Annotated in this window: 12 protein-coding genes; 3 read left to right on the top strand and 9 right to left on the bottom strand. The window is 74.0% G+C overall.

Annotated features, from left to right (window positions below; translation table 11 throughout):
• The first annotated feature begins 4 nt into the window (after positions 1-4).
• Positions 5-496, top strand: a complete 492-nt coding sequence (locus tag AC1DQC_RS17985) for an AAA family ATPase (RefSeq protein WP_477052601.1) — start codon at positions 5-7, stop codon at positions 494-496.
• Here AC1DQC_RS17985 and AC1DQC_RS17990 read toward each other — a convergent pair.
• Both AC1DQC_RS17990 and AC1DQC_RS17995 read right to left on the bottom strand, forming a co-directional pair.
• The gene (locus AC1DQC_RS17990; RefSeq protein WP_477052602.1) at positions 493-789 is read right to left on the bottom strand and encodes a DUF1905 domain-containing protein; all 297 of its coding nucleotides are present in this window, start codon (positions 787-789) and stop codon (positions 493-495) included. The two genes, AC1DQC_RS17985 and AC1DQC_RS17990, sit on opposite strands and share 4 nt — an antisense overlap.
• Positions 786-1,547: an NAD-dependent epimerase/dehydratase family protein gene (locus AC1DQC_RS17995; protein WP_477052603.1), complete on the bottom strand. Its 762-nt coding sequence runs from the start codon at positions 1,545-1,547 to the stop codon at positions 786-788. Before AC1DQC_RS17995 ends, AC1DQC_RS17990 begins: the two co-directional genes overlap by 4 nt.
• Before the next feature lie 83 nt (positions 1,548-1,630).
• On the opposite strand from AC1DQC_RS17995, the gene AC1DQC_RS18000 reads away from it, so the two are divergent.
• Positions 1,631-2,143, top strand: coding sequence for a mycothiol transferase (locus AC1DQC_RS18000; protein ID WP_477052604.1), 513 nt, complete (start codon positions 1,631-1,633; stop codon positions 2,141-2,143).
• On the opposite strand, the gene AC1DQC_RS18005 is transcribed toward AC1DQC_RS18000, so the two are convergent.
• The 4 genes from AC1DQC_RS18005 to AC1DQC_RS18020 all read right to left on the bottom strand — a co-directional run bounded on the left by AC1DQC_RS18005 (position 2,140) and on the right by AC1DQC_RS18020 (position 6,953).
• A complete protein-coding gene (locus AC1DQC_RS18005; protein ID WP_477052605.1) occupies positions 2,140-3,045 on the bottom strand; it encodes an ABC transporter permease in 906 nt (301 codons plus the stop codon). The genes AC1DQC_RS18000 and AC1DQC_RS18005 overlap by 4 nt on opposite strands.
• Positions 3,035-3,760 carry an ABC transporter ATP-binding protein gene (locus AC1DQC_RS18010; RefSeq protein WP_477052612.1) on the bottom strand — a complete coding sequence of 242 codons (726 nt, stop codon included), beginning with the start codon at positions 3,758-3,760 and terminating at the stop codon, positions 3,035-3,037. Before AC1DQC_RS18010 ends, AC1DQC_RS18005 begins: the two co-directional genes overlap by 11 nt.
• A 59-nt stretch (positions 3,761-3,819) precedes the next feature.
• The gene (locus AC1DQC_RS18015) at positions 3,820-4,935 is read right to left on the bottom strand and encodes an ABC transporter substrate-binding protein (protein WP_477052606.1); all 1,116 of its coding nucleotides are present in this window, start codon (positions 4,933-4,935) and stop codon (positions 3,820-3,822) included.
• A gap of 368 nt (positions 4,936-5,303) precedes the next feature.
• Positions 5,304-6,953 (bottom strand): acyltransferase, encoded by a 1,650-nt coding sequence (locus AC1DQC_RS18020; RefSeq protein WP_477052607.1) that lies wholly within the window; start codon positions 6,951-6,953, stop codon positions 5,304-5,306.
• A 93-nt stretch (positions 6,954-7,046) separates the two neighbouring features.
• Between AC1DQC_RS18020 and rlmC the strand changes: the two genes are divergently transcribed.
• Positions 7,047-8,171 carry a 23S rRNA (uracil(747)-C(5))-methyltransferase RlmC gene (gene rlmC, locus AC1DQC_RS18025; RefSeq protein ID WP_477052608.1) on the top strand — a complete coding sequence of 375 codons (1,125 nt, stop codon included), beginning with the start codon at positions 7,047-7,049 and terminating at the stop codon, positions 8,169-8,171.
• A 1-nt stretch (position 8,172) separates the two neighbouring features.
• On the opposite strand, the gene AC1DQC_RS18030 is transcribed toward rlmC, so the two are convergent.
• The 3 genes from AC1DQC_RS18030 to AC1DQC_RS18040 all read right to left on the bottom strand — a co-directional run.
• On the bottom strand, positions 8,173-8,742 hold the full coding sequence (locus tag AC1DQC_RS18030) for an isochorismatase family protein (RefSeq protein WP_477052609.1): 570 nt from the start codon (positions 8,740-8,742) through the stop codon (positions 8,173-8,175).
• The gene (locus AC1DQC_RS18035; protein WP_477052610.1) at positions 8,739-10,100 is read right to left on the bottom strand and encodes an MFS transporter; all 1,362 of its coding nucleotides are present in this window, start codon (positions 10,098-10,100) and stop codon (positions 8,739-8,741) included. The genes AC1DQC_RS18030 and AC1DQC_RS18035 overlap by 4 nt, the downstream gene beginning before the upstream one ends.
• The coding region (locus tag AC1DQC_RS18040; RefSeq protein ID WP_477052611.1) for a MarR family winged helix-turn-helix transcriptional regulator at positions 10,097-10,323 on the bottom strand (227 nt) is incomplete at its 5' end. The genes AC1DQC_RS18035 and AC1DQC_RS18040, both read right to left, overlap by 4 nt.

Consider the following 10,323-nt stretch of genomic DNA (forward strand, 5'->3'; position numbering starts at 1 on the left):
TCGCGTGGGCAGTCGAAACTATCTGGTCGAGGGCCTGTCGGGCACGGGCAAGACGTCGGTGGCCGACGAGCTGCACCGGCGCGGGTACCAGGTGATCCACGGCGACCGCGAGCTGGCGTACCAGGGCGACCCGGTCACGGGTGAGCCGACCGCGGTGGGCGCGCACGAGAACCACCTCTGGGATGTCGACAAGGTCAGAGCGCTGGCGGCCGACCAGCGGGAGGCAGCGACCTTCTTCTGTGGCGGCTCTCGTAACTTCTCCCGCTTCATCGACCTGTTCGACACGGTGTTCGTCCTCCACGTCGACCTCGCCACGCTGCACCGGCGGCTCGACGCACGCCCGGACGAGGAGTGGGGCGGTGGGGTGCCGACCGACCGCGAGCGCATCGTGCAGTGGCACCACACGGGCGCCGACGTGCCGCAGGACGCGGAGATCATCGATGCGACCGCCCCGATCGAGGAGGTCGTCGACGAGATCCTGCGCCGGGCCCGCTAGAAGTCGACCAGGCTCAGCCGGACCCGGACCGTGTCGCCGACCTCCAGCGACTCGGCCCGCCGGACGGCCTTCTTCACCGGCAGCACGTAGGTGTCCGCCGACGGGAAGATCGACGTCCGCCAGACGGTGCCGCCCACGGTGACCTCGACCCGCACCGACCCGAACCCGCGCGTGCGGTCGCCCACCAGGTCGAGAACCTCGTCGGCAACGTCKGTCGGCAGGCTGACGAAGGTCCACGCGTCCGTGCGCCGCGCCTCCCACAGCCAGAGCGGCGCCTCGAACGCGTAGCTCACGACGCCGCCATGTCGCCGCCGAGCAGCGGCGGCCCGTCGTACGGCGCGACCTCGTCGGCRTAGCGCTCGGCGTCGTCCCGCGGCTCGTAGCCCAGCGCCCTCGCGCTGGTGAGGTCCCACCAGCCGCGCGTGTTGGCGGAGGTGCCGTACGCGATCGTCGGGCCGTCCACCGGCCCGCGCAGGGCGGCGTCGACCAGCCGGACCGCGTCGCCCGGGCTCAGCCAGATGCCCAGGTCGAACGTCGTGCGCGGCACGTCGTCGCACTGCCCGATGCGCAGGGACACGGTCTGCATCCCGTGCCGGTCGGCGTACAGGCTGGCCAGCGCCTCGTCGGCGACCTTGGAGACCCCGTAGAACGTGTCGGGCCGCGTCGGTCGATCCGTGCGGGCGACCTCGTCCGCCGGGTAGAAGCCCACCGCGTGGCACGAGCTCGCCAGGACCACGCGGCCGACGCCGGCGCGCCGGGCGGCCTCGAGCACCCGGTAGGTGCCGTCGATGTTGGTGCGCCGGATGGCCTCCCACGCGTCCTCGTGGGGGATGCCGGCCAGGTGGACCACGGCGATCGCACCGGACATGACCGCCGCGAGCCCGTCGAGCGCGTCCTCGTCGGCCACGTCGAGCCGGGTGAACGGCTCGCCCGGGTCCGCCACGTCCACGAGCACGGGCGACCAGCCGCGCGCCGCGAGGCCGCCGTCCGCGTGCCGCAGGTACTGGCCGATCCGTCCGGCCGCGCCGGTCACCACCACGGTGCCGCTCATCGATCCTCCTCGTCGAGGCCCTCGCCCGGCGCCATCCTTCCCCATCGCGCGGGACGCCGAGGCTCGACGTAGCGTCGGTGACCGTGAACATCTCCGAGCTGTTGACCGAGTCCTTCTCGCGCGTCGGGGAGGTGCTGGGCCGGGCCGTGGGTGGGCTGTCCGTCGACGAGCTGACGTACCGGCCGGACCCGGGCGCGAACACCATCGCGTGGCTGGCGTGGCACGCGGGCCGCGGCGAGGACGGGCAGATCGCGGACGTCGCGGGCGTCGAGCAGGTGTGGACCGCGCAGGGCTGGGCGGACCGCTTCGACCTGCCGTTCGACCGCGCCGCCAGCGGGTACGGGCAGAGCACCGAGGAGGTCGGGCAGGTCCGGGCGTCGGCCGAGCTGCTGCTCGGGTACTACGACGCGGTCGCCCAGCAGACCGCCGCGTACCTCCAGCGCCTGACGGAGTCCGACCTCGACGTGGTCGTCGACGAGCGGTGGGACCCGCCCGTGACCCTCGGGGTGCGGCTGGTCAGCATCGTCGGCGACAGCCTCCAGCACGCGGGCCAGGCGTCCTACGTCCGCGGGATGCTGGCGCGCGCACGTTCCTAGCCGCGGCCCTTCGACGACACCGCGCCGGTGAGCCCGCGCGAGTGCAGCACGTGCCGCTCGAGCGGCGCGAAGACGAGCAGCTCGATGAGGATGCCGACCAGGAAGATCAGGCTGATCGCCGCGATGACCAGGGACATGTCGCTGGTCTGGCGGCCGATGTCGAGCAGCTGACCGAGGCCGGTACCCAGCTGCGGCGAGTAGGTGATGAGCTCGGCGGCCATGAGCGAGCGCCACGCGAAGGCCCAGCCCTGCTTAAGCCCGCCGAGGAAGCCGGGCAGCGCGGCGGGCAGCAGGACGTACCGGATCCGCGTCCATCCGCGGGCGCCGAGCACCTGGCCGACGCGCAGGTACAGCGGCGGCACCTGGTCGGTGCCGGCGAGGAGGCCGTTGACGATCGACGGCACCGCGCCGAGCAGGATCACGGCGTACATGGTCGCGTTGCTGAACTGGAACCAGATGATCGCGGCGGGCACCCACGCGACCGACGGCAGCGACTGCAGACCGGTGATGATCGGGCCGAACGCGCGCCGCAGCAGGGGGGAGGCCGCGAGCACGACCCCGATGGCCACGCCGACCACGACGGACAGGATGAAGCCGACCGCGGCCCGCTGCAGGCTCAGGCTGACCGCGCGCCACGCGGAGCCGTCCTGGATCGAGTGCAGCAGGGTCTGCCACGTGTCGGCCGGGCTCGGCAGCGCGTACGGCGGCTTGAGCTCGAGGACGTAGGCGATCTGCCAGACGGCGACGAGCACCGCGAGGGCGCCGAGCACCGGCCAGATCGCGCGCCACGCCTCCTGCCACGGCGAGCGGCGCGGGGCGGCGATCGGGGTCTCGAGCGCGTCGAGCCCGGCGGCGAGGTCGCGCTCGCTCGGCCGGACGGGTGCGGCGGTCTCAGTGGCCATGGCGAGCGATCTCCTCACGCAGGTGCTCGGTGATCTCGGCGCTCAGGCGCGACACCCCCGGGTCCTCGATGCGCCGCGGCTGCGGCAGGTCCACGGTCCACTCCCGCACCACGCGGCCGGGCCGCGAGGAGAGCAGGACCACCCGCTGACCCAGCCGGACCGCCTCGCGGACGTTGTGGGTCACGAAGATGACGGCGCGGCCGGTCTCGGCCCAGATGCGCATGAGCTCCTCGTGCAGGACGTCCCGCGTGATCGCGTCGAGCGCCGCGAACGGCTCGTCCATGAGCAGCAGGTCGCCCTCCTGCGCGAGGGCCCGGGCGAGCGCCACGCGCTGGCGCATCCCGCCGGACAGCTCGTGGACGCGCTTGGGGCCGGCGCCCTCGAGCCGGACCAGCGCGAGCAGCCGCTGGGCCTCCTCGCGGCGCTCGGTGCGGCCGACGCCGCGCAGCCGCAGGGCGAGCTCGATGTTGGCGCCCGCCGTGAGCCACGGGTAGAGGGCCGGCTCCTGGAACATCAGCGCCGGCCGTCCGCCGGTGACCTCGACCGTGCCCGACACGGGCTTGTCCAGGCCGGCGACCAGCGAGAGCAGCGTCGACTTCCCGCAGCCGGACGCCCCGAGCAGGCTGACGAACTCCCCGCGATGGACGGTGAGGTCGATGTGCTCGAGCACGGGCGGTCGGGCCGCCTCGCCGAAGTGCTGGGTGACGTCCGTCAGGCGCGCCGCGACGGCGGCCCCGGAGTCGGTCACCGGGGTCGCCGTCGCGGTCGTCGTCGTCACTTGCTCGACACCCCCAGGCCCGCGTCGTCCGCGGGGTCCTCGTCGTGGGCCGCCAGGACCTGGTTGAGCAGCGTCAGGTCGTAGATGCCGTGCAGGTCGGTCTTCTTGGAGACGCCGGCGGCGACCCCGTTGTCGGCCGACGTCTGCAGGCTCGACGCGATCGGGTCGAGCGTGAGGCGCAGGTTGCCCCAGGCGCGGTCGAGCACGTCCTGCGACAGCGGCTTGCCGCTGAGCTTCTCGATCGCCGCGTTGGCCGTGGTCTTGGCCTCCTCGGGGTTCGCCGCGATCCACTCGTTGGTGTCGTACTCGGCCTCGATGAGCTTCTTCACCGTGCCCGGGTACTTGGAGAGGAAGTCGGTCGAGACGATGAGGTGCGTGGTGACGAAGTCGCCGTCCGGCCACAGGTCCAACTCGTCGACGAGCACGTGCGCGCCCGCGTCGACCACCAGGCGCGACGCCCACGGCTCCGGCAGCCAGGCGCCGTCGAGCTGCCCGGCCTTGAACGCGTCGAGCGTCTGCGAGTTCTCCTGCGGCGCGATGGTCACGTCGCTCTCGCCGCCGGTCAGCGACGTCTTGAGGCCCTGGTCGTCGAGCCACGCGCGCAGGGCGACGTCCTGCGTGTTGCCCAGCTGCGGCGTCGCGAGCGTGGTGCCCTTGAGGTCCGCCGGCTTGTCGATGCCGTCGCGGACCACCAGCTGCGCGCCGCCCGAGGTGGCGCCGCTGACGATGCGGATCGCGTCGCCGTTGGACTGCGCGTACGCGTTGATGGCGGGGTTGGGGCCGACGAACGACGCGTCGATCGCGCCGCCGAACAGGCCCTCGACGGCCGCGGGGCCGGCGTTGAAGATCTGCGTGGTCAGCTTCGTGTCGCCGAGCGCCTTCTGGTAGGTGCCGTCGTCGACGCCGACGAGCGCGTTGGCGTGCGTGAGGTTGGCGAAGTAGCCGAGCCGCAGCTCGGGGGCCTCCGCCAGCGGGGCGTCGGCGCTCGGCGTGGTGGCGTCGGTGGCGGCGTCGTCGCTGTCCGCGGCGGCACCCGACGAGCAGGCGGCCAGCGAGGCGGTGAGCAGGGCGGTCAGTGCGAGGGCGACGCGGCGCGTGGTCCGGGCAGTCATGGCAGGTCCTTGGGGTGTCGAGGGCGAGCGGGTCGGTGAGCGGCGAGGCTCAGCGACATCGCTCGGGCGACACGCGGGCAAAGGCGTGGGTGGACGCCATGAGGCGTGACCTCCGTGGGGGACGGGGGTGGCGGGGCGTCGAGCCGCCGTCGGAACGCGGCGGGCGTCGATCGCTTCGCCGGGGGACGGGCGGAGCTGGGGTCAGACGGTCCGCGGACAGCAGGGGCGCGCGGCGACCGTGACGACGGGACAACACGTCGTGACGGGGCGGCGGGCGGTGTGCATAGGGACGAGGATGACGGCTGAGGGCGCCCCCGGACACCCTCGTCTCGTATGTTGATCAGGTTACTCAGGATTTGGGCAGCCGTTCAGCCGCCGAGCGTGACCGCCGCCTCCGGTCGGTGGACGCCGCGGGGCCGGTAGCCGAGGGCGTCGGAGGCGTCGAGCAGGTCGGCCGCGTACCAGAGCGTCGCCAGCCACATCTCGGTGCCCTGCAGCGTCGGGGTGCTCCCGGCGCGGGTCTCGAACGCGAACCCCCGGCCCGGTTGCCAGCGCTCGACGATGCGCTCGGCGTGCGCCCGCGCGAGGCCCTGGATCTCCGGCCAGCGGTGCCGCCGGTCGTGCCGCGTGAGCCACCAGAGCGGGTGCAGCACGTCGAGGGCGTCGCACGCGGTCTCGCGTCCCGGCCCGAACGTCAGCGGGTCGGCGGCGTGCCGCAGGACCGCGTCGATGGTGGCCTCGGTGTTCGGCAGGTCGACGCCCAGCTGCGCGAACGTGCCGCGCACGGTCCGGTAGAAGCCGTTGACCGGGAGCCGCAGTCCGTCCACGCCGGCGCGGCCCCACAGGCCCGTGCCGGGGTCGCGGTGCGTCAGCAGCCAGCCGAGCAGGGCGTCGACGACGCCCGGCGGGACCGGTCGGCCGGCCCGGAGCTCCCAGGTCAGCGCCGTCCCGAGGGCGTCGGCCCGGTGGCCCGCGGACCACGCGTCGTGCGGGAAGTCCAGGGCGTCCAGGGCCGCGACGACGGCGGCGGGCTCGAGGTCGGCGACGGGCGCGATCGGCGCGCGCCAGGTCGAGCCGAGCACGTCGAGCGCGTAGCCGACGCAGAGCAGGTGGTAGACGTCCGTGTCGTCGCCCAGCCCGGGCAGCGGCAGGTCGGGGACGCCGCCGGCGGCGCGGCCAAGCTCGTGCACGAGGCCGTCGTCGGCCTGCCAGCCGCGCAGCCGGGCCACGTGCTCCTCGCGCGCGAGGGGTCCGGGCGGGGCGCCCAGCAGCAGGTCGGCGATCTCGACGGCGTCGCAGTGGGCGCGCACGGTCGGCGCGCCGCCCGGTCGGTCGGTCCAGTGCTCGCCGTCCCAGTGGCGCGCGAGCAGGTCCGACGCCTCCGCGCGCGCCTGGTCCGCGAACCGGCGCAGTCGTGCGGCCGGGCCGTCGTCGGCGCGCCCGTTCGGGAGACGACGGTCGCGGACGACGCGGGCCGGGTTGCCGACGACGACGGCCCAGTCGGGCACGTCGCGGGTGACCACGGACCCGGCGCCGACGACCGCGTGCGACCCGATGGTGACGCCGTCGAGCACGACGACGTGCGACCCGACCCAGACGTCGTCGCCGACCGTGATGCCGAGCGACGACATCGGCTGCCGGAAGATCGGCACCGTCAGGTCGGCCGTGCCGTGGTCGAACCCGAGCAGGCTGGTGCGGCTGCCGATCCGGACGGCGTCGCCCAGCGTGACGGTCCCGCGCACCACCGTGCCGACGTTGACCGTGCAGTCCGCGCCGATCGCGAGGTCGCCCGTGAGATGGGCGTGCGCGGCGACCGTGGACCGGTCCCCGAGGGTGAGGGAGTCCGGGTGCACCGCCGCCAGCCGGGACACCACGCAGTCGGCCCCGATGGTGTGCCCCCGGGCGCGCAGCTCGTCCTGGTACGCGGCCTGGTCCGCCTTGGCGGCCGGCGAGGCCAGCTCGGCGAACGACCAGGGTGCGAAGTCCTCGCGCAGCGCGATCTGCTCGGTCCCGTGCATGCGGCTGTCCCTTCGTCGCGACTCGGTGAACCCTTTCACGAGGTGGTGCCCGTGCGCACGGGGTGCCGGGGACCGCGACGTAGAGTCGCGCCCATGCAGTGCCCCTACTTCGACGCGCACCGGTGCCGGTCGTGCACGTGGATGGGACGTCCCCACGGCGAGCAGGTGGCCGACAAAGAGCGGCACTGCCAGGACCTGCTGGGCGATCGCGACGACCTCGCGTGGCTGCCGCCGGTCAGCGGGCGGGAGTCGGGATACCGGAACAAGGCGAAGATGGTGGTCGGCGGCACGGTGGCCGAGCCGACGCTGGGGATCCTCGACGCCGAGGGACGGGGCGTCGACCTGCAGGGCTGCGGCCTCTACCCCGACACCCTCGCCGCCACCTTTCCGGTGCTCGCCGCCTTCGTCACCCGCGCGAGCCTGACGCCGTACGACGTCCCCGCGAGGTCCGGCGAGCTGAAGAACCTCCTGGTCACGCAGTCACCCGACGGCGAGCTCATGCTCCGGTTCGTGCTGCGCTCGCAGGAGCCCGTCGCGCGGATCCGCAAGCACCTGCCGTGGCTGCTCGAGGCGCTCCCCGAGCTGCGCGTGGTGTCGGTCAACCTGCTGCCGGACCACAAGGCCGTGCTGGAGGGCGACCGGGAGATCCTGCTGACCGCCGACGAGACGCTGCGGATGCGCCTCAACGGCGTCGATCTGCACCTGCGCCCGCAGTCCTTCTTCCAGACGAACACCAAGATCGCCGCGGCGCTGTACCGGCAGGCCAGGGCGTGGGTCGACGAGCTCGCGCCGACCTCCGTCTGGGACCTGTACTGCGGCGTCGGCGGCTTCGCGCTGCACTGCGCCGCTGCCGGCCGCGACGTCATCGGCATCGAGACCAGCACCGAGGCGATCGCCAGCGCGACCCTGAGCGCGCAGGAGGCCGGCCTGTCGCGCGTCCGGTTCGCGGCCGGCGACGCCACCGCCTTCGCGCTCGGCGCCGCGGCCGCCCCCGAGCTCGTGATCGTCAACCCGCCGCGCCGCGGCATCGGCGAGGACCTCAGCCGATGGCTGGAGGCGTCGGGCGTCCGGCAGGTCGTCTACTCCAGCTGCAACGCCGCCTCGCTGGCACGGGACCTGGCGGCCATGCCGTCGTTGCGACCTCGCCGCGCGCAGGTGCTCGACATGTTCCCGCAGACCACGCACTACGAGGTGCTCACGCTGCTCGAGCGGGCGTAGCTCAGGCGCGCGTCGCCTCCAGCAGCGCGATCACCTCGTCGGTGGTCCCCGTCTCGCCGAGACGCGGGAAGATCCGCCCCACGCTGTTCTCGTGCGCCTCGGCGCTCATGTCGGTCATCGCGTCCACCGCGAGCGTGACGTGGAGCCCGTGCTCGTGGGCCGCGCGGGCGGTCGACTCGACGCCGGCGCTCGTCGCGACCCCCACCACCACGACCTGGGTGACCCCGAGCCCCGCAAGCAGCTCGCCGAGGCCGGTCTCGTGGAACGCGCCCCACGTGCGCTTGGCGACGACGTGGTCGCCCGGCTGCGGGGTCAGCTCGGTCACGAGCTCGGCGGCCCCGTCCGGGATCGGGCCGCCGCCGAGGCGGCGCGGGGCCTCGGTGCGGCCGGGCGCGCCGCCGAGGGCCCTGACCAGCACGACGGGCAGGCCGTGGCGCCGGAAGGCGTCGGCGAGCTGCGCGGACCGGCGGACCACGTCGTCGGTCAGGTGCGCCGTCGGCAGGGCGACGACCGCGTTCTGCAGGTCGATGACGATCAGGGCGGTGACGGGGTCGAGCGTCGTCAGGGTCACGTGAGGTGCCTTTCGGGGGTGAGCGAGCGGTCGATCAGGGAGACGAGGAGCAGGGCGACGCCGCAGGCGAGCATGAGGGCGGCGAGGTGGTGCAGCCCTCCGGTGTGCGCGCCCGTGGCGTACGCGGCGGCGACGACGGCCGCGGCGACGATCGCGCCGAGGTAGGTGAACGTCCGCAGCAGCCCCGCGGCCGATCCCATGCGCTCCGTCTCGGCCTGCCGGTAGAGCGCGTTCTGGTTGGCGAGGCCGTTGAGGCCCTGGCTCACGCCGACGAGGGCACCGAGCCCGACGAGCACCCCGGTGGCGGTCGTGGTGCCGGCGGTCAGCAGGAGCGTGCAGGCGGCGACGAGCGACGTGCTGCCGACGACGAGCTTGACGCGCAGCTCCCGGTACCGCCCCGACACGGCAGACGCGATGACGGCCGCGATTGACATGGGCAGGAGCAGCAGCCCCGCGGCCGCCGCGCTCATGCCGCGGCCGGCCTCGAGCCACTGCACGTAGCCGTACAGGAAGGCGTAGATCGCGGTCGAGTTGAGCAGCTGCCGCAGGAACGTGACCAGCAGCGGCACGTTGCCGCCCAGCAGCCGCAGGTCGAGGAACGGTTCGGGCACGCGCAGCTCGCGCCGGGCGAGGCCCGCGGCGGCCGCGAGGGTGATCGCGAGCAGGTACCAGTCCGCGGCCCGCGGGTTCATGAGGAAGAGCATCAGGGCCGTGAGCATGGCGGCGAACAGGCCGATGCCGGGCAGGTCCAGCCGGCGGACCGACCCGGCCGCGCTGGTCCGCGTGCGCGGCAGCCGCAGCCAGCCGAGCACCAGGCAGGCGACGGACAGCGGGATGTTGACGGTGAAGATCGTGCGCCAGCCGCCCGCGGCGATGAGCAGACCGCCCAGGGTCGGTCCGATGATGGCGACCACCTGGTTGGACACGGAGAGCGCGGTGAGGATGCCGGTCGGGCTCTCCTGACCCGTGCGCACCGACTCGCTGCGCAGGAGCGACATGGCCGCGGGGAACGCGGCGCACGTGCCCAGCCCGAGCAGCACGCGCGCGCCGACGAGCGTGCCGAGGTTGGGGGCGAGCGCACCCGCCACGCCCGCGACCCCGACCAGGGCCGTGCCGGTCAGGTAGAGGCGGCGCGGGCCGAAGAGGTCGACGAGCCGGCCGACGACCGGCTGCCCGACGGCCGTGGCCAGGTAGAGCGCGGAGACCAGCCAGACGGTCTGCGACGGGGGAGCGCCCAGGGCGAGGCCGATCGGGATGAGCGCGACGGCGATCATCGACGAGTTGATCGGGTTGAGCACCGACCCCAGGATCAGCGGGGCGGTGAGGCGACGGTCGAACCCGGTGGCGACCGCCGTCACGGCTGGGTCAGGCGGTCGAGCAGCACCAGTGCGTCGAGGATCGTCCGGCGCTCGGCGTCGGTGTAGCCGTCCTGCAGCGCCCGGGCCAGCCACTCCTCGCGGGCCAGCCGGTCGCCCGCCAGCCGCGCGCGGCCCTCGTTGCTCAGGGACACCAGCTGCCGTCGGCCGTCGTGCGGGTCCGGGTCGCGCCGGACGAGGCCGCGCGCCTCCAGGGCGGCCAGGG

The organism is Cellulomonas sp. P4_H12 (assembly GCF_056400905.1).